Genomic DNA, 18,534 nt, shown 5'->3' on the forward strand with positions numbered 1-18,534 from the left:
ACCACCATGAACTCTCCTTCGCCCCGTCACGGGGAAAGCACCGCCCAAACCGGACCATGGGCCAGCATCGTCAACGACTTCTCAGCCGACCGGGCGGTCTATCCGATTTCGCCCTTCAAAGCCATGATGTGGCTGTTTCTGCTCAGTGACATCTTCGTGTTCGGCTGCTTTCTGACCGGCTACATGGCGGTGCGGATCACCACCACTACCCCCTGGCCGATCCCCAGTGAAGTGTTCGCCCTCACCATCGGCGGGCAGAGTATTCCGCTGATCCTCATCGCGATCATGACCTTCATCCTGATCACCAGCAGCGGCACCATGGCGATGGCGGTCAATGCCGGTTATCGGCGTAAGCGCAACCAGGCAGCCCTGCTGATGGTGATCACCGCCCTGTTCGGCGCTAGTTTCGTCGGCATGCAGGCGTTTGAGTGGAGCAAACTGATTGAAGAAGGCGTCCGTCCCTGGGGCAATGAAACCGGTGCCGCCCAGTTCGGCGCCAGCTTTTTCATGATCACCGGCTTTCACGGCCTGCATGTCAGTGTCGGAGTCATTTACCTGTTGATTGTCGCCGGGAAAGTCTGGCGCGGCGATTATGATCGCCGCGGCAATTACGAAATCGTGGAGATCGCCGGACTGTACTGGCACTTCGTGGACCTGGTGTGGGTCTTTATCTTTGCCTTTTTCTACTTGTGGTAGGAGGCCCTATGAGCCCGTCACATTCCGACTCAGTCGAACACAAACAACAGCACCCGATCAGCCTGTATTTCAAAATCTGGGGCCTGCTGTTCCTCCTCAGTACCCTGTCATATCTGGTGGACTACTTCCACCTCGAAGGGTTGCTGCGCTGGAGCCTGATTTTGATTTTCATGATCCTCAAAGCCGGGCTGATTGCGAGCGTCTTCATGCATATGCGGTGGGAGCGGCTGGCACTGGTGTACACCATTTTCCTGCCGCCGCTGGTCCTGCTGGTGCTGGTCGCGCTGATGGTCAGTGAAGCCGATTATATTTTCCAGTTGCGGGAGCTGTTCTTCCATGAAGCGCCGTTTGTGCCGCACTCAGTCGGCCACTAAATCCCGCATCCCCAGGTATATCCGTGACGAATGGAGATCATTCAACAAGCCGCAGCCCCATTACGGGGCTGCGGAACTCGGGGGAATTTAGGACAGATTTAGGGCACGTTTATTAGGGCATGGTGCGTTTCATTTTCGCCCATTGATTTTGCAGGCTGATCAACCAGTGCGGCGGGGCCTTGCCGGTCCCGGCTGGTTTCAGTTTGTCATGGGCCAGCGTGACATTGGCCAGGGTGAGCTCCTGGTTCGGCTCTACATCCACCATCAACACATGTTGACCGGCACTCAGCACCTGTTTAAAGCGGCGAAACTGATAGTGCAACTCCTGGATCCCGAACAATCCACCTTCCCAGGTGATAAATCCCAGCATCACGATCGCCAGCATGATAAACGGCAGCCAGCCGACCGCCGCCACCGCGCCGGAAAAATACGCAACCAGCAGGACGAGCACGGCGGCCACGACACCGATCACCGCGCCGATTTCGGTTGAGTGGACAATATCGTTCCGCATAAAAGATTTCACCGGATGAAGATGATGATGGCTGGAGACGTCGGCATCCTTGTCGGTCAACACATGAATTTGCGGCGGGCTGATCCCACTGAGCTCCAGCTCATATTCCACTAATTCAAGATCGTCCAGGTCATCGCTGATATAAAAGACTCGCTTCATGATGGACTCCTGACAAGGCCGTGCAGGCCCCGAATTTGATGACCTGAACGCCTGGATCACAAACAATGACAGCGTTTGCACACTGACAGATGCTTTACAACATAAAACACTGCTTACCCTTCAATTTTACTACAGCTTCAGCAATTCATTTCGACCAAAAAGTAACCTCTGACATTTTCCTAACATCGGCCGCCGGGCCTTGCTCTATCATTGACCGATCTATGTTTAACGAAATCTCCGACTGTTATGAAAAAGCGTAATGTCTTCAGCCTATTGCTTATCTCCGGTTTACTGGGCGGCTGTCAGCTGACCCATGTGGCAGGGGAAGTAGACGGGGTGAAAATCCGGGCGACCACAGAGCAACAAGAAAGCCACGACCGCGACCACCACAGCCACGGCTCATTCTGTCCACCGGGACAAGCGAAAAAAGGCAACTGCTAACCTTCGGTTCCGGCCCGGCGGCCGGTTTCATCCATGCATTCACTCGTGTGTTCACATGGAAGAGCCCGACCGCCAGCCCGCTTCAGACAAGTGCCTAACGGTTAACCGGCATAGCGGAAGACATCCAGCCCGGCCGGATCGATATCGGTCTCCTGACCGCTGACAATATCCGCCAGCAACCGTGCAGAGCCGCAGGCCATGGTCCAACCCAGCGTACCGTGGCCAGTATTGGTGAACAGATTGGTGTAGGTTGTTTTGCCGATCACCGGCGTACCGTCCGGCGTCATCGGCCGCAGGCCACTCCAGTATTCCGCCTTGACAATATCACCACCATTCGGGAACAGATCCTGGATCACCATGGCAATGGTCGCCTTACGCTTTTCCGCCAGACTGAAATCATAACCGGCCAGCTCGGCCGTACCCGCCACCCGGATCCGATCATCAAACCGAGTCATGGCCACTTTATAGGTCTCATCCATCACCGTGGACACCGGTGCCGCGGCAGCATCTGCAATCGGCATCGTTAGCGAGTAGCCTTTGACCGGATAAACCGGGATCGACATCCCCAACGGAGCCAGCAAAGCGGCCGAGTAACTCCCCAGCGCCACCACATAGGCATCGGCTTTCAATTCACCGGCCGAGGTTGAAATCGAGGTAATTTTGCCATGTTGCTGATTCAGGCGCGTCACCTGAGTCTCAAACAGAAAACGTACCCCGGCCTGTTGGGCCAGCTCAGTGAGTTGCTGGCAGAACAGGTAGCAATCTCCGGTTTCATCATCGGGCAGGCGCAAGCCGCCGACAATTTTGTCTTTCACCTGCGCCAGCGCGGGCTCCGCGGCAATACAACCGGCCACATCCAGCTCTTCAAAACGCGTGCCGCTCTCGGCCAGCACCTGAATATCTTTGACCACCGCGTCCACCTGGGCCTGGGTACGAAACACCTGCAACGTGCCCTGCTGGCGGCCTTCGTAGTTCAAGCCCTGCTGCTCCCGGCGCAGATCGAGCAGACACTCGCGGCTGTAGTTGGCAATCCGCAACATTCTGGCCTTGTTGATCTGGTATTTATCGGGGCTACAGTTGGCCAGCATTTTCGCGGCCCACAGATAAAGCTCCGGCGAAACGGAAGGTTTGACCTTCAGCGGCGCATGTTTCTGCATCAGCCATTTCATCGCTTTGACCGGAATGCCCGGGGCCGCCCACGGGGACGAATAGCCGTAAGAGATCTGTCCGGCATTGGCAAAGCTGGTTTCCTCGGCGCTGCGCGACTGACGATCCACCACAGTGACGTCATGACCGGCCTTGGCGAGATACCAGGCGGAGGTGAGTCCCACCACACCACTTCCTAAAACAATCACTTCCATCGACGGCTTACCTTATCTGTTCGTTTTGAGAATAAAGCGGAGCATGCGCGATTTACATTTGCATAACAATCGATAATATTTAGCAGCAGTGTTTAGTTTTTCTAAAGGCAAGCCATGTCATCCTCCACCTCACCTCTCGCCGGTTCGACCCTGTCCGGCCTCGCGACCTTCAACATCGCGGCCCGCTACGGCAGCTTCACGCAGGCTGCCGAGCATCTGCACATCACCACCGGCGCGATCAGTCAGCAGATCCGCCAATTGGAGCAACAATTAAACCTGACTTTATTCGAACGCCATTCCCGCGGCATCCGTTTAACCGACAAGGGGCAGCAACTCTATCAGGTTGTCAGCCAGAGCCTCAGCGACATCAGCGACACCCTGGCCCGCCTGCAACAGCCGGACCCGGAAGGTGAGGTCCGGCTCAAGCTCACCCCATCCTTCGCCTACAAATGGCTGGTGCCGAGACTTCAGGATTTCTATCAGCAGTATCCGGACATCAACGTCCAGATCTTTGCCGAAGGTGCCCTGGTGGACCATCAGGACACCAGCGTCGATCTGGTGATCGATTACTGCCGTCAGCCGCATACCACCGGCACCCTGCTGATGAGCGAGTATTTACTCCCGGTGATGAGCCCGGCCTACCGGGACAAGTTCGACTGGCAATCGGCGGATTGCTGGCGCCAGGTGGTGCTGCTGCACGACGCCATGCCCTGGCGCGATGCCCGGCCGGATTATGAGTGGCATCACTGGTTTCAAAAAATGGGACTGCAGGCCAACAGCCAGAAGGGGCACTACTTTAACCGCACCGATATGGCAATGGCCGCAGCCGAAGCCGGACTGGGCGTCGCCATGGCCCGCGGGGCTCTGCTTCGGGAAGATTTGAACAACGGCAAGTTGGTCTCACCGTTTGAGGCCATTCCGGCCAAAGCCGGTTACTACCTGATCCAGCACCGGCACGGTCAGGCGATTGGCTGTTTTATCGACTGGCTTCGTGAAGCCGCCCGAAATCAGGCAAATGCAACCGAGAGCAGTGCCGGAAGTTAGACGCCAGATCACACTCTGACGCATTCACCGTCGCCCCCGGCTCGGCTTATTGAGACATTCGTTTACAATGTAAATCAAATTTCATATCTCCGCCGGTGTGAGCGCCGCGCGGTCATCGGAGCACCAAGGGATTCAGGAGCACAGTGATGGAAAACTACTCTGAAAGTGAACGGGTGATCCGCCGCCTATATGAAATCACCAGCCGCTATGATCAGGGCTTCGACGCTCAGATCCAGTCGCTGCTCAAGATGGGGCTTGAGCGTTTTCAGCTGGACATCGGCATCCTGTCGCGGGTCGAAAACGGCGTCTATACCGTGGTCCAGTGTGTCTGCCCGCAAGGGGTACCACTCCAACCGGGCGACAATTTTGCCCTGGGCAGTACTTACTGCTCCGTGACCTGCCGGACCGATCATCCGGTGGCGATAGAGTATGTCAAAGCAAGCGATGAACTCGGCCAGCATCCGGCCTATCGCGAGTTCCAGCTCGAATCCTACATCGGCATCCCGATCCGTTGCCAGGGCGAGTTATACGGCACCCTCAACTTCTCCAGCGCCGCCCCCTACCCGCGTCAGTTTCACGACATCGACATCGACTCCCTCCAGCTGATGGCGTCCTGGATTGAAGTCGAGCTGATCCGCCGCCAGCAGGAAGCCGAGCTCATTGCGCTGAATGAGAAACTGCAGGAACAAGCCAGGACCGACAGCCTCACCAAACTACCCAACCGCCGCAGTCTGTTTAAACATTTGCAGCAAGCAATGCCGCGGGTCAACCGGGATGGCCGGGCATCCAGCATTGTGCTCATCGATATTGACCACTTCAAAAAAATCAATGACCGATTCGGCCATCAGAGCGGCGACCTGGCGCTGATTGCGATCGCCACCTGCCTGCAGGAGCACTTGCGCCCACAAGATTTCGTCGCCCGCTACGGCGGGGAAGAGTTCACCCTCTGGCTGCCGGACACCTCGCTAACGGAAACGCAGGCAATCTGCCGCCGGTTATTAACGGCCGTGTCATCCATCTCGGTGCTCAATACCCAAATCACCACCAGCCTGGGAATCTGCCATTTCCAGTGTGACGGCAGCTTTCAGAGCAATCTCAACGGCCTGCTCGACAAGCTCATCAGCTACGCCGACCAATCGCTTTATGCTGCTAAACAGAACGGCCGCAACCGGATGGAGTGGGTAAACGTGACCGTGTCACGCGAGATCGTGGAAACCGAAAGCTCCACAGCAGAAATTAATCCGATGCTGGTGTGATGAATAGAAGCAACTGCCGACAGGCGACTGGACGGCCAATCGCCCTCCATTGAGCGATGATCATTGATGAAAAGGGCGAGCCAAACTGGCTGGCCCTTTTTTGTCTTTCTGGCTGGCTTACAACGCCAGCATCCGCGCGGTTCGTCCCGGCACCGTCAAGGTGTGATAGCGCGAGGTGATGGTTTCACTGTGGCTGCTCAGCTTATCCTGATACGGCATATACCAGTTAAACTCAGTATTGTAGGTATCGATGGTGTAAGAACGCGCCTCGCCGCATTTATTGATTGCCACCAGTCCGTCTTTTTCGCGCTTGAAGATCAGCAGGCACTGATCGCTATACAGCGTCTCCATCGATTTTCCCTGCATCTGATTGTGGAAACTGATCATGCTGACCATCTCACTACGGCTCCATACATGCTTCCAGCGACCGTTATCTTTATCTTCTTCGGCAGACAGCGCATCACTGTAGATCAGCGGCGTCCCGCCATCCTTGCCCAGGATATATGCATAAGCCAGCTGCTCGTCGGTCGGGTCCAGGATCTGATAGCGAAAACCGTCATTGGTCGGAATATCATGCGTGATGGTAAAGGTGATCGCGCGCTCATCTGCCAATGCCTGACCATAGGCTTGCGGATCGTGAAGCTGAGACATGCTGCCGCCGAATGAAAAGGCAGCACGAATCGAGGCGAACAGCGGAAAATCGTAAGCGCCATGGTTAGTATTGTTCAGATACGGCTCCAGAAACGTATGATAGTCGCTGCTGCCTTTGCCGCCGCTGGTGATCACTTCACCAAACACATGCATACCGGCGGTGATTTCCGGGGTGAAGATCTGGCTGATTTGATAATCACTCATGTGTTTGACCGCATCGACCCGAAAGCCTTTGATCCCCATTGCTTTTAACGCTTGCAGGTACAGGCGTTGCTGACTCACCACCCAGGCGTTCGGATCCAGATCCGGCAACCCGGTATCACCATTGCCGCCGCACAAACGCCAGTACTGCACGTGGCCGGGATTGCTCCAGTCGGTGATACAGCCTGCAGGGTGGAAATCATTGTCAGAAAACTGCCCCAGACTGAGATCACCAAATAGCTTCTGTCGGTTCACATAATCCATATCCTGGTCGTATTGCGCCAGCAACTCAGTGCCAGGATAGTTCAGATCGCTGCGTTTCCAGCTCTCGTTGGCCATGTGATTGAGTACCACATCGGCATACACAGCCACCCCTTCATTGTTCAGAGCAGTGATCAGCGCCTGCAAATCTTCTTTATTGCCCAACGGGGAGTCAATCAGGCGGAGGTCCTGCGGCTGATAACGCGCCCACCACTGCTCTCCGGCTGATTTCAGCGGCGGAGAGATCAGCACCTTCTTATACCCTGCCGCCGCGATCGCTTTGGCCTCAGTCGTAATATCACTATATTTCCAGTTAAAGGCATGCAAAATCGTCTCGGCATGCGCGGCAGAAGCCCCCATGCCGGAAACCAGCAGCACCCCCGCCCCCAACAGCATTGATTTGGAACGTTGATGCAACGTCGTTTGATGAAAAGTAAACGGTCTTTTGGATGTAGAAGTAACCATAAGGTAAACCTTGTGCTTGAGTTATTATTGGAATCATCAATAGGTTATTTCTCCATCACGAGAATCGAGAGCGCCACAACCTCAGGATGAGAGGAACGTCTCCAACGGTAATAATTAATTCATCATTAATGTGATCGGCGAGGGATTTGGTGGGGAGAGCAAATCGTTAAAGCCATCCTTTCGTTTCACCCAATCGCATGACGGAGAGCGTTTCAGGCAAAGCCTGATGCGATGGAAAGCTGTTATTCGTGCAGAAAGCTCATAAGTGACGAACACGAGTTGATCTGTTCAGATAAACCGTTACCAGTGAGAACCGCTAATTTCAGCTTCTCTCGGAGGTGTTAACGAGACAGCAATTGCTTGCTTTGCGAAACACGTTTGGTTATACACCATTGATATAAAAGGAAAAACACCAAACAGTCAATGCGTACGCAGTCTCGTTAAATCACAATGCTTACTTTACACAGATGCTTTGAAGATTTACTTTTAATTTTGGTGAGCTAATCGATTGAAAATAAAGTTTTTTTATAGCTATAGTGTCTGACAAAACTGGGGCGGTAGCTGAGAGAAATCGAGCATGCTGCCTAATTGGCTGTTATACATTTTTAAAAGGAGGCAGACCCATGGAAGATCAGAGTCGCCATAAAAAGCAGCAACTTTCAGGCGATGATGTTGTAATCATTATCGCTTTTGCGTTGACATTACTATTAGCTGTTGGTGCATGTGTCCTTTGGTTTCTAAGTGACCCGATAGTTATTCCCCCACCTGTTATCTCGATCTTACTTGGGATAGCAGTCTCATCATTGGCCTATCGTTTTCTTGGTGGTATTGGGGATGCCTCGTTTTCAATGAAGGGTTTAAAAGTTGGGGGATCTTCAGCAGTACTGATTGGTGTCGCAGTATGGAGTAATTCTGAGTTGGGGAAATATGTGCCAGAAAAAGATGAGAGACATACACCATTAGATCTCTCTCAGCACGTTATACCAGCTGTAGATAAGTGGTATGCTGTCGATGTTGTAAATGGTTCGCCAGTAGAACTTGAGTTTCCCTTATTTAGTCAATCACATAAACCTCCCTCGTATAGAACTATTAGTGAAAATTTTGCTTCACGAACGTTAAGTCTATATCAAGCTTCAAGTGACATATTTCATGTTGTATTTGAGAATGGTAATAAACAAATATTAGGTGCCCTGAGTCCAGATGTGCTTAACAAAGTGGGTTATTTTCAAGGGCATTCCTTAACTTTGTCAACGTATCAAGTCGAAACTTTCTCTGCAACTCAGAAAATCGATATAAATTCCAAGCTCCCTTTCGTCATTGAAACTAAAGGCTTTGGAGATAACTTTACAAAGTATAAGTTACTTGATCGATCTGACAATCAAAAAGTTATTCACGAGGGTGCCATTTTGCTTCGTAATTCTGACTTAGTAGAAATAAACAATAAATACTATTTAGTTAGCGTAATTGAGGTAAGTCACCAGATCATAAAGCGGGCAGACGGGAAAATAATAAACCCATACGCAAAAATATATGTGGCTGAGGTAATCGTTAAAAATGTATAACAAACGACTATGGCGTCAATGATTAAATTCATGCTGTTTTCTCTTCCCACCTGACGTCATCGCGAAGCATCGCATTGAGGATAACAACCATCTTCCTGAAACAGGCAATGATGGCTACTTTTTCGGTTTTCCTTCCGCTAGATGTCGCTGATAGGTGCTCTTGAATACCGGATTACATTGCATGGCCAACATCATCGCCATATATTAAAACGCGACGGTATCATTGAGATCATTTTTAGCACCCGTTATGAAAGGTGCCACATATTTTGATGCCATGATCTTAGCCGTATGACCGAGTTTTGTCAGCTCTCGGGCCCAGTAATGATAGTCGCCGCAGGCTTCCATCCCGATAATTGATGGCGGGATATAGGCAAACGTCGAGAGAACTTTCGAGCGTGATATTGTTTTGTAGATCAATACCTTGCCTTGGTGATCTTCACAGTGGATACTGAAGCTATGTTTGGCTAAATCAATGCCATCGACAGATGGTGACATGGTGGCCTCCGGCGATTTTGTAATCAGACATACCAAATGTGGCAAAGCCTGTGAGGGGGAGTCCATGTCATTCGTTAGAAGTTTTAGGAATAAATATGGGACGCAGAAGAGAACTAGGTAGTATCGCAAGCGGTATTATTGGTTCGTTTCAGAGTAGAAACAATGATGTCGATGGTTATTGGGGTATCGGTAAGCTATACCTGTTCGTAGATCACCTTCAAAGTAAGTATGTTTCTATAGATCTTTGCTCCCAACAGATTACCCCATATTATCCGCACTTTGACCTCATGACTGAGCGCTATTCAAAAATGTTTAAAGGGTTACTTATAAAACGTTCAATCCCGCTTGAATGGGTTAGCTCAGCATACGTTTACGTTGAATTTGAAGCTGATTATGAGGAGCGTCATCATAATTGGCGGAGTGCATTGGGAAATCCGTGCAATCTAGTTTGTGTAGTCGTAGATGACAATGGCAAAAATCATGTTGCTCGTGCGTATACAAACTGTTTCCCACATGACGCGAAAAGGGAAAGTCGGAGCACTAGGTGAGCAAACTTCTAACAAATAAGGATACGTGTCGCGCAGCCGACACTTCTATCCGGGTATTGGAAACCCTCTAGCTCATTACTGCCCAAAAATTCTTACCGAAAGAATACCGACATCCCACTGAACACCTTGCTGACTACCTACCCATAACTCGCCTCAATCGCGCGTGCCATGGATTCAATCAACTTCTCCCCCGCACCGTGAATCACTGGTTTTGAGCGGTGAAGCTGAATTCCAATCCGGCCCAAATCGGGTAAGGTTTCGTCCGCAGTGACCAGTGTCTCCGGGCAACCAATCCGGGGGCGGGCAGTGATCCCGATCCCGGCATTCACGGCCGGCCAGATGCCGCTTAAGCTCTGGCTTTGATAGACCACTTGCCAGCGTATCCCGGCGGCATCCAGCGCGGCAGTGGCTTTCTGCTTGAACAGACAGTTGGGCTCTATCACAACCAGGGGCACCGGCTGATGGGCTGCCAGAAACTGTGCCAGCGGAAAATCAGGGGCCGCAATCCAGTGAATGGTGGTGTCCGCAATCCGTTCAGCATAAGGGGTTGTGACGGGGCCTTGCCAGGTCACGGATACATCGAGCGAAGCGTCCTGGACTGATGCAATCAGGGTCGCGTATCGCTCAATCATGGTGTTGAGCTGTACTTGATCATTGATCCGGGAAAAACGGGCCAAGCACTCAGTGAGCACCCCTTGCGAGAAGTCTTCCTGCAGGCCGACCGACACCGTCCCCTGCAAATCAATCCACCGCAACGCTTCCAGCGCTTCGTCATTAAGCGCCAGCATTTTTTTGGCGTAACTGAGCAACTGCTCGCCTTGCGCGGTGGGCACCAGTAATCGCCCTTCTTTCCTCACCAGAGTGGCATTGGTCTGTTGCTCCAGTTTTTTCAGATGCGAACTCACCGCAGAGGTCGATTTATGCTGATGCTTCGCCGCCAGTGCAAAGCTGTTGAACTCAATGCCGAGTACAAAGGTTTTCAGCGCCTGTAAGTCGAGTACCGTCTCTTTCATCCCGTCTCCCTGGCCGAACGTCCAGACAACCATCCCAAATTATCGAACCAATGATCCCATATGTTTTGATTTTTCGGATTGTTATCCAGTGCCATTATAAGCATCAAGGTTCAAATCGGAACCGCCAAACAGAAACAAGGAGCCCCTCGTGATCGCAATGCAATACAAATTCGTGCTGCCGGCCGACTACCCTATGGCGTCCATTGAGCACCGAATCAAAGACAAAGGACACCTACTCAATGGCTTTCCCGGATTAATCTTCAAAACCTATCTCTATGCCCGCAAGGATGCGACGCACTACGCCTCACCGGTCAACTGCTACGCCCCGTTCTATGTTTGGGAAAATCATCACGCGATGGTTGCCTTTCTGCAAAGTGAAGGCTTCAAAGCCCTGTGTGAACAATTCGGCCAGCCGAAAGTCGAGACTTGGTTTGTAAACGGCGAGCTGACAGCGCCTACGGCTGAACATGAACTGGCAGTGATCCGTATCGGCCAGCAGGCTTCGGGGCAACATACCCATGTGCAGGGCATCAATTACAGCACATGGCAGCCGCTCGAGGTGATCTGGGTTCGCCCTTCTGAGGCGCAGGAATTACTTGACGGCGATGTCTATGTGGTAGGTTATATTGCGCGGGGCAACTGCGACATGGCTCCGACCAAGCTGTAACCGTCCCCCCGGATATACCTTTATGCATCAAAAAATCCGAGTGGCGGCCACTCGGATTTTTCAACTCAAAGACTGTTCAACCGGCATCACGGAGGCATTTCGGCTCGCTTATGATGCAGGCTTTGCCGCTTTGATCAGCACAGAGGTATCCATCCGTCCCAGCCCCTGCTGCTGGAGTTGGGCATATTTCTGATCGACCTCGCGGGTCATTGGCAACGCCAGTGCATGACGCCCGGCTTCATTCAGGCAGATGGCGAGATCTTTGCGCATCCAGTCAATCGCAAACCCAAAATCAAACTGATCTGCCGCCATGGTCACGGCACGATTCTCCATCTGCCAGGAGCCTGCCGCACCGTGCTTGAGCACATTGACCACCTGCTCGATATCCAGGTTCGCAGCTTTGGCAAGCAACACTGCCTCGCTCAGTCCCTGCAGAACCCCGGCAATACAGATCTGGTTGACCATTTTGCAGCGCTGGCCCTGTCCATGCCCGCCGAGCAATACGGCCTGTTTGGCATAGGCATCCATCACCGTGGAAACCGTCTCGAAGATCGCCGGCTCACCGCCGCACATCACGGTTAGTGCGCCGTTTTCAGCGCCCGCCTGACCGCCGGAAACCGGCGCATCAATGAAATGGATGCCTTGCTGTTTGCAGGCCGCCGCCAGTTCCAGCGCCAACTCGGCTGAGGTCGTTGTATGATCAACCAGGACCGACCCGGGCTTCATCCCCGCCAGAACACCCTGCTCACCCAGGACGACACTTCTGACATCATCGTCATTCCCGACACAGACAAACACCACATCGCACCCGGTTGCGGCGACGTCAGGCGTTGGCGCCCAGCGACCGGCATATTGTTCGACCCATTGCCTGGCTTTGCGCTCGGTGCGGTTATACACAGTGGTTGAGTAACCTGATGTCTGCAAATGGCCGGCCATCGGATATCCCATCACTCCCAGCCCAATAAACGCGACTTTTTTTCCTTCCATGCTCTCTTTCCTCATCTGTGCCCATGTCTCAAACATCAGCGTTTCTGTTAATGACACACGCTCAGGGTCCAAATTGAACTATGTCAATACGAGTATTTCTCATCCGAAGTCAGTTCCCTGGCATCACCAGCCTGCGCGATGAATTTAGCTGTGAATACTGGACTCTCGGGTGATGCTCCGATTTTACAACCCTAGTGACAGCCCATCATGTTGCGCAGTACATCGCCCAAAAATCCGTGTTCAGCTTGGGGCTTATCATAATGACTCACATTGACATATGTCAATGTGGAGATCTCATTTTATTTCAAAGGGGTTCGGGAAAAGATTAAACTAAGTCATAATTGCATGAAGAGATAATGTCAGCGGAAGAGGCATGGTGTGAGTGAAATAAAGTTCAGAAATATTGCGGCAATTATTGAGCTGCGCATCACGGAAGGCCAGTATCCGGCGGGTTCCAAGCTGCCGCCTCACCGGGAGCTAGCGCAGGAGCTGAACACGACCCCGGCAACCATCGCCAAAGCTTACAAACTCCTGGCTGAAAAAAACCGCGTGGAATCTTTCGTCGGCCGCGGCACTTACGTTTGTGGCGAGTCAAACTTATCGCAAGCGATCCACCCGCCTGAAAATGAAACGGAGTATAACTTTTCCATCCTTCAGCCGTGCCTCCATCAGAATACCGTCCAGCTGCAAACCGCATTCCAGCAGGCGGCAACACAACTGACCCCAGCGCTGACGGGTTATGTGGAGCACTCCGGGCATGAACAGCACCGACACGCCGGTGTCACATGGGCCCGTCAATATGGCCTGGCTGGCGGCACCCCACACAATACCCTGCTGACCAACGGTGCTCAGCACGCTTTATCCCTACTGATCACCGCATTCACCAAGCCCGGAGACACCATTGCCGTCGAATCCCTGACGTATCCGGGGATTCTGGCAATTGCCAGCCTGCAGGGCAGGCATGTGGTTGGCGTCGCACTTGACGATGACGGCATGTGCCCGCACAGCCTGCGCGAGGTCCTGGGCCAGTATCACCCCAAGCTGGTGATCGTGATCCCGTCCCATCAGAACCCGACCGGGATCACCATGCCGGCTCAGCGCCGCCAGGCAATCGCAACAGTCATCGCAACCTCGTCGGCCTGGCTCGTTGAAGATGATATCTACGGATTCCTGAATCCAGAACCGCTCCCGTCGATCTGTAACTGGCTCCCCGAGCAGGGCTTTCATATTTCCAGTTTATCCAAAGCCATCAGCCCGGCACTGCGATGTGGCTATGTCAAAGTACCGGATAGTCAGGTCGTAACAGTGAACGCCCAAATCCGCGCCAATATCTGGCTCTCCTCCCCATTCAACCACACCGTGGCCAGTCAGATGATTGAGAGCGGTCAGGCATTTGACATCGCTGATGCCCAGCGCGCTACCGCCCTGCGCCGGCAGGCACTGGCACGTTCAGTGTTAACAGGTTCAGCGGTGGATCTCTCAGAGCAGAAGCACAACGGCTTTCAGATCTGGCTTCCTCTGCCCGCGCACTGGCAGCAGGAGCGTTTTGTCATGGAAGCGAAGCATCGCGGGTTGATCGTCAGCAGCGGCAGCTACTTTCAGGCCGATCATGCTACGCCAGGTAACCACGTTCGTTTGTCACTGATGTCCGTCAGCACCGAAGCACGCCTGCAAGAAGGGCTGAGCCAATTAAACGATCTGCTTCACTCGGATATGAATACCGTCTTTCCGTTCTGAGCAACGACGGGCAGTTGAAACAGACCCCCTTTTGACCTTTCATCTCCCTTCAGATCTTTTCATGCTGCTCGAATCAAATCCGGCCCATCACCGGTCGGTTTTGATTCATTACAGATCACTGGCGCTCCCAACAGCGTTCGACACACAACTTCACCGCATCAAATACGCCATTTCATATCCTTATCATGTTCTCGTATGCTATTGATAGAACAGAAAATTAGCCATATGATATTATTCGCTTAGTAGCGCCATCTCATATGAATTACAGATGGAAATATCTTTTTTAGAAAATATTCAGAGAAATAATGAAAATTAATAAAACACTGATTACCACGTCTATTCTATCCGCGTTAACCCTGACCGCCTGTGGCGGCTCTTCTGACTCAACACCGCAGCCCCAGAAAGAAACGGCGCAGAAAAAAACAATCAAAGTCATCGATGGTTATCTGTCAAACGCAGAAATTTGCGTTGATAGGAACCAAAATGAAAAGTGCGATGCAGATGAAAAAGTTGGCTTTACCAATCGTGAAGGGACTTTCGAGCTCAGCGAAGCTCAGTCCGGCTATCCGATTATCGCGAATATTGTTGCCGGTAAAACGGTAGACAGTGATAACCCAGGCTCTCGCCTGCTGCAAAGTTACGCGATGCTAGCGAGTGCTGACCATGATGTCGTGACACCCTTTACCACACTGGCGATTCAGAAAAAGATGTCACTCAGTGAGTTAGCCATTGCACTGGATCTGGATGAAGCCGTCATCTCCGGCGATTACATTCAGCAAAAAGACACCAATGTTGATGCTGTGAAAGCACACTTCATTGCTCGCTCTGTGGCCGGCGCTGAATTAGCACAAACCGATCAGATCATCCAGAAAGCAAAAGAAACCATTCATGAGCATGCCAATAAGAACACGCTCAATGATCTGAACGACATCGTTCTGACAGTTGATCAGGAAGGCAATGTGGTTCAGGAAAACATCATCAAAGACCTGCAGCAGCATCTGGAAAAGAAAGCCGGATGGTCAATCGCAAGCTTCAATGACGCTTATTTCTCGGAAGAAGGCATTGCGAAAGCGAGCTTCAAGGACGGCACAATTGCAATTGAAGGCGAAGATGGCAAAACAGATTATTCCATTGAAGGGTCGAGTATTTTCGTCAAAGGGGATGATGGTTCAGTGGAAGAAGATGAATTCATTTACTCATCTGAAGACATCTTGCTGACCCTGAGCGATGTGAAGCAGGACAATCAAGATTTGCACTTCTGGGTGGCATCGGATGCATACCAGCAGGCCGACATGCAGGCGGTATCGTTCGAAGGCAAAACTTGGTATTTCCTCAGCGATGATTCGGATAGCAAAGCGCCTGAGCCAATGCTGGGTGAGCTGGTGTTCTCTGGCGAGAAAGAAGGAACGGTGCAAATCAATGATTCAGAGGGTGGCTTTGAAGCAAACTGGGCCATTGTAGACACCGATGGTCATAAAAACCTGGAGATTCAATTTCCGGAAGACGATGAATCCCTGTCCTGGCGCTTAATGTCGAGCAACCGTGATTTCTTGCTGGTCGCAGACGGGAACAATCACGGCCTGCTGATCAACAATAAAGAAGCAGCTGAGGCATTGTACCAAGCCTGGCAATCCAAAGTGAGTGACAACGAGTCAGAATCCGCACAAGCATGCCACACCCCTATGGCATGGGATAAACCGCTCGAAATCACAGTTCGTCTTGATGCCGGCAACAACTCAATCGCAGGTATCAATGAGCCGATCAAGCAGATTAATTTCGCATACCATGTCGACTATGGCGATTTTGAAGGCACTTTCTCCAGTGGTGTCATGCACCCGTATCAGGGGAGCGACCGTTCTTTAAGTTTCGATACCACGGCCGGGATTTCTCAAGATGCTGTCCCAGGGCCATTTAACACCCATTACGAAGTGAAACTGCCCAACGGCGACACCTTAACCTGGACACACAAGAATAATCTCGTTGATCGTGGCGGCGAGTTTTTAGCATTCGAAAACGCTCAATTAGCTGAAGCGGATCCGGACAGTAACTCGTTCCCAACCCTGTTTATTCAGGAATGTGATACCCCGAATCACTACCAGTTCACCCTGGGACGAATTCAATAATCGAGATGCCGGAGCCTGAGGCAGTTCGTCCATCATGACGAGCCAATCTTCAGCTCCTATGCTTGATTGAATTGAAGCAATCTGAGCCAGAGCCAAGCCTCTGGCTTTTTCTATTCATCCAACATGAACGCTATACGGGTTGGACGGATAGAAAAAAAGGTGCCTTTTCAGGCACCTTAAACGCGACAATCGCGAAGGGAAAGAATATTCCGGCGACGATTAGTTCCCCAGCGCCTGCATGGCTTTCTGACCCACATCAGTGTGGTGCATCAGACTGGAGAATGCCTGCGTGGTCGCTTGCGGACCGTACGCAATCACGCCCACCGGGGTGTTGGTGTGGGTGCCGGTACCCCAAACGGTGTTCTGATCTTCAGACAGTGCGCGGCCCAGCAGATCCATGCGGATCTCTTCGCCATACACATAGAAGGCTTTAAAGTCATGTACTTGCGGGAAGTGCGCGGCATCCAGGTAGCTGTGACCGTGAACACGGTATTCGTTCTCTTCCATCGCCAGGATATCTTTCGCCTGCTCGAGGTCGATCTTGAACTCGCTGTAGCGGTTGACGATTTTCACCAGCGCTTCCGGCGTCTGGTTTTCCAGCGCTCCGAACTCTGCAAAGATATCGCCGAAGCTTTTCTTCTGGCCGTACAAACGATCCAGGATGCCAAACTCACCAAAGTTGAAGTTCGGTGCAAACTCACGCTCTTTGAACGCATCGCCCGGCAGCATCTTCGGATTTGGCAGCTCGCTGCGCGAGTAGCTGAAACCGAATGAACCTGTTTCGTGGTCAGCGGTCACCAGCAGCAGGGTATCGTTACGCTCTTTCACCCACTCGTACACATAGTCGACCGTTTCGTCGAACTTCAGCATTTCGTGCAGCATGGTCCCGGCGTCATTGTTATGGCCGGCCCAGTCAATCTGACCGCCTTCAATCATCAGGAAGAAGCCGTCCGGATCTTTCGCCAGCACGTCCAGCGCCTTTTTGGTCATCTCTTTCAGGGTTGGCTGAGTGCGGTTCGGATCGTTTTTGGTCTGTGTGTAGACAATCCCGTTATCCATCCCGGAATAGCTGAACAGACCCAGCAGCTTATCGCCGTCAGCCTTGTCCAATTGCATGCGATCAAACGCCAAAGCGTAGCCCTGCTGCTGCGCTTCCGTCAGCAGGTTGCGCTCATCCTTACGCTTGGATTTGATTTTGACCTGACCGCCGGTCTGATCCATCACCGCCTGATAGGTAGCGCCTTTGTCATTGACCGATTTCGGGATCCAGTGGCGGATCCCGCCCGACAGCATCACATCCACCTGGTTGTTCAGCATATCCACGGCAATTTCATTTTCCATCGAGCGATGCGCCTGGTGCGCGGCAAAGGCCGCTGGGGTGGCGTGCGTCAGACGGGTATCCGAAACCAGGCCGGTGGCCTTGCCCATCGACTTGGCTTTTTCCAGGATCGTTTCGACTTTGTTGCCCTGAGCATCCAGGCCAATCATTTCTGAATCAGAGTAAACCCCGGCAGCCAGCTGGGTTGCCGAACAGGCAGAGTCCACGACAATCGCCGTTTTCGGGCTGTGCAGCGACATCCCCAGCACACCATCGTTCACCAGCTTGGTCATCGCGGTGCTTTCGCCGTGATAGACCGAGTGCGGCGCATAACGCGCGTATGTTTCCAGCAAGCCCATCTGTTGCGGGCCCATCCCGTCACCGATCATCATGATCACGTTTTTAACCGGTGCCGGCTGACCTGGCGCCTGAGTGGTTTCAACAGCTTCCGGCGAAGAACAACCTACCAGCGACATCACGCCTGCCATCACTGCAGCCGCGACCAGGCCTTGTGATTTCATCCCTTTAAATGACATAAAAAATTCTCTTAAATAACAGAGTTATAAGTAATAAGTTCGGAGCGGAATTATGCGGCGGGGTTATGACAAATATGTGATGGTTTGCTGACAAACCTGTGACACAGGGAAAGAGTTGCGAGCCACCT

General features: G+C 52.2%; 15 protein-coding genes and 2 pseudogenes. 9 read left to right on the forward strand and 8 right to left on the reverse strand.

Annotated features, from left to right (window positions below; all coding sequences use genetic code 11):
- Nucleotides 1-6 precede the first annotated feature (6 nt).
- The gene (locus NH461_RS22675) at nt 7-696 is read left to right on the forward strand and encodes a heme-copper oxidase subunit III family protein (protein ID WP_261603227.1); all 690 of its coding nucleotides are present in this window, start codon (nt 7-9) and stop codon (nt 694-696) included.
- 8 nt (nt 697-704) lie between these two features.
- The gene (locus NH461_RS22680; RefSeq protein ID WP_261603228.1) at nt 705-1,070 is read left to right on the forward strand and encodes a cytochrome C oxidase subunit IV family protein; all 366 of its coding nucleotides are present in this window, start codon (nt 705-707) and stop codon (nt 1,068-1,070) included.
- A 112-nt stretch (nt 1,071-1,182) separates the two neighbouring features.
- Here NH461_RS22680 and NH461_RS22685 read toward each other — a convergent pair whose 3' ends face one another.
- Entirely contained in the window at nt 1,183-1,740 is a 558-nt protein-coding gene (locus NH461_RS22685) for an NAD/FAD-utilizing enzyme (RefSeq protein ID WP_261603229.1), read from the reverse strand.
- A gap of 246 nt (nt 1,741-1,986) precedes the next feature.
- Between NH461_RS22685 and NH461_RS22690 the strand changes: the two genes are divergently transcribed.
- Complete coding sequence (locus NH461_RS22690) at nt 1,987-2,181, forward strand: hypothetical protein (protein ID WP_261603230.1); 195 nt, start codon at nt 1,987-1,989, stop codon at nt 2,179-2,181.
- A gap of 101 nt (nt 2,182-2,282) precedes the next feature.
- Here the strand turns inward: NH461_RS22690 and NH461_RS22695 are convergent, their stop codons facing one another.
- The gene (locus NH461_RS22695; protein WP_261603231.1) at nt 2,283-3,542 is read right to left on the reverse strand and encodes a D-amino acid dehydrogenase; all 1,260 of its coding nucleotides are present in this window, start codon (nt 3,540-3,542) and stop codon (nt 2,283-2,285) included.
- A 114-nt stretch (nt 3,543-3,656) separates the two neighbouring features.
- Here NH461_RS22695 and NH461_RS22700 point away from each other — a divergent pair, with 114 nt between their 5' ends.
- Nucleotides 3,657-4,586: a LysR substrate-binding domain-containing protein gene (locus tag NH461_RS22700; RefSeq protein ID WP_261603232.1), complete on the forward strand. Its 930-nt coding sequence runs from the start codon at nt 3,657-3,659 to the stop codon at nt 4,584-4,586.
- Between the two features lie 146 nt (nt 4,587-4,732).
- Entirely contained in the window at nt 4,733-5,842 is a 1,110-nt protein-coding gene (locus NH461_RS22705; protein ID WP_261603233.1) for a sensor domain-containing diguanylate cyclase, read from the forward strand.
- 117 nt (nt 5,843-5,959) lie between these two features.
- Here NH461_RS22705 and NH461_RS22710 read toward each other — a convergent pair whose 3' ends face one another.
- Complete coding sequence (locus NH461_RS22710) at nt 5,960-7,351, reverse strand: alpha-amylase family protein (RefSeq protein ID WP_261604613.1); 1,392 nt, start codon at nt 7,349-7,351, stop codon at nt 5,960-5,962.
- A gap of 692 nt (nt 7,352-8,043) precedes the next feature.
- On the opposite strand from NH461_RS22710, the gene NH461_RS22715 reads away from it, so the two are divergent.
- A complete protein-coding gene (locus tag NH461_RS22715; RefSeq protein WP_261603234.1) occupies nt 8,044-8,982 on the forward strand; it encodes a hypothetical protein in 939 nt (312 codons plus the stop codon).
- A gap of 28 nt (nt 8,983-9,010) precedes the next feature.
- Here the strand turns inward: NH461_RS22715 and NH461_RS22720 are convergent.
- The 3 genes and pseudogenes from NH461_RS22720 to NH461_RS22730 form a co-directional block, all read right to left on the reverse strand.
- Nucleotides 9,011-9,186 (reverse strand): annotated as a pseudogene (locus tag NH461_RS22720) (IS110 family transposase); the annotation flags it as partial.
- A gap of 6 nt (nt 9,187-9,192) precedes the next feature.
- A pseudogene (locus tag NH461_RS22725) lies at nt 9,193-9,477 on the reverse strand (IS110 family transposase); the annotation flags it as partial.
- Nucleotides 9,478-10,162: 685 nt separating this feature from the next.
- Nucleotides 10,163-11,038 carry a LysR substrate-binding domain-containing protein gene (locus tag NH461_RS22730; protein WP_261603235.1) on the reverse strand — a complete coding sequence of 292 codons (876 nt, stop codon included), beginning with the start codon at nt 11,036-11,038 and terminating at the stop codon, nt 10,163-10,165.
- Nucleotides 11,039-11,195: 157 nt separating this feature from the next.
- Between NH461_RS22730 and NH461_RS22735 the strand changes: the two genes are divergently transcribed.
- On the forward strand, nt 11,196-11,705 hold the full coding sequence (locus tag NH461_RS22735) for a DUF4865 family protein (RefSeq protein ID WP_315903270.1): 510 nt from the start codon (nt 11,196-11,198) through the stop codon (nt 11,703-11,705).
- 108 nt (nt 11,706-11,813) lie between these two features.
- Here the strand turns inward: NH461_RS22735 and NH461_RS22740 are convergent, their stop codons facing one another.
- The gene (locus tag NH461_RS22740) at nt 11,814-12,728 is read right to left on the reverse strand and encodes an NAD(P)-dependent oxidoreductase (RefSeq protein WP_261603237.1); all 915 of its coding nucleotides are present in this window, start codon (nt 12,726-12,728) and stop codon (nt 11,814-11,816) included.
- A 342-nt stretch (nt 12,729-13,070) separates the two neighbouring features.
- Between NH461_RS22740 and NH461_RS22745 the strand changes: the two genes are divergently transcribed.
- Nucleotides 13,071-14,429: a PLP-dependent aminotransferase family protein gene (locus tag NH461_RS22745; protein WP_261603238.1), complete on the forward strand. Its 1,359-nt coding sequence runs from the start codon at nt 13,071-13,073 to the stop codon at nt 14,427-14,429.
- A gap of 305 nt (nt 14,430-14,734) precedes the next feature.
- A complete protein-coding gene (locus NH461_RS22750; RefSeq protein ID WP_261603239.1) occupies nt 14,735-16,552 on the forward strand; it encodes a hypothetical protein in 1,818 nt (605 codons plus the stop codon).
- 219 nt (nt 16,553-16,771) lie between these two features.
- Here NH461_RS22750 and NH461_RS22755 read toward each other — a convergent pair whose 3' ends face one another.
- Nucleotides 16,772-18,346, reverse strand: a complete 1,575-nt coding sequence (locus NH461_RS22755) for an alkaline phosphatase (protein ID WP_410000147.1) — start codon at nt 18,344-18,346, stop codon at nt 16,772-16,774.
- Between the last annotated feature and the right edge of the window lie 188 nt (nt 18,347-18,534).

Origin of the sequence: Photobacterium sp. TY1-4, assembly GCF_025398175.1 — a bacterium.
GTDB lineage: Bacteria > Pseudomonadota > Gammaproteobacteria > Enterobacterales > Vibrionaceae > Photobacterium.

Excerpts from the sequence above, each read along its gene's own strand:
- NH461_RS22675 (WP_261603227.1), top strand. The coding sequence starts at position 7 with ATGAACTCTCCTTCGCCCCGTCACGGGGAAAGCACCGCCCAAACCGGA.
- NH461_RS22680 (WP_261603228.1), top strand. The coding sequence starts at position 705 with ATGAGCCCGTCACATTCCGACTCAGTCGAACACAAACAACAGCACCCG.
- NH461_RS22685 (WP_261603229.1), bottom strand. The coding sequence starts at position 1,740 with ATGAAGCGAGTCTTTTATATCAGCGATGACCTGGACGATCTTGAATTA.
- NH461_RS22690 (WP_261603230.1), top strand. The coding sequence starts at position 1,987 with ATGAAAAAGCGTAATGTCTTCAGCCTATTGCTTATCTCCGGTTTACTG.
- NH461_RS22695 (WP_261603231.1), bottom strand. The coding sequence starts at position 3,542 with ATGGAAGTGATTGTTTTAGGAAGTGGTGTGGTGGGACTCACCTCCGCC.
- NH461_RS22700 (WP_261603232.1), top strand. The coding sequence starts at position 3,657 with ATGTCATCCTCCACCTCACCTCTCGCCGGTTCGACCCTGTCCGGCCTC.
- NH461_RS22705 (WP_261603233.1), top strand. The coding sequence starts at position 4,733 with ATGGAAAACTACTCTGAAAGTGAACGGGTGATCCGCCGCCTATATGAA.
- NH461_RS22710 (WP_261604613.1), bottom strand. The coding sequence starts at position 7,351 with ATGCTGTTGGGGGCGGGGGTGCTGCTGGTTTCCGGCATGGGGGCTTCT.
- NH461_RS22715 (WP_261603234.1), top strand. The coding sequence starts at position 8,044 with ATGGAAGATCAGAGTCGCCATAAAAAGCAGCAACTTTCAGGCGATGAT.
- NH461_RS22730 (WP_261603235.1), bottom strand. The coding sequence starts at position 11,038 with ATGAAAGAGACGGTACTCGACTTACAGGCGCTGAAAACCTTTGTACTC.
- NH461_RS22735 (WP_315903270.1), top strand. The coding sequence starts at position 11,196 with ATGCAATACAAATTCGTGCTGCCGGCCGACTACCCTATGGCGTCCATT.
- NH461_RS22740 (WP_261603237.1), bottom strand. The coding sequence starts at position 12,728 with ATGTTTGAGACATGGGCACAGATGAGGAAAGAGAGCATGGAAGGAAAA.
- NH461_RS22750 (WP_261603239.1), top strand. The coding sequence starts at position 14,735 with ATGAAAATTAATAAAACACTGATTACCACGTCTATTCTATCCGCGTTA.
- NH461_RS22755 (WP_410000147.1), bottom strand. The coding sequence starts at position 18,346 with ATGTCGCTGGTAGGTTGTTCTTCGCCGGAAGCTGTTGAAACCACTCAG.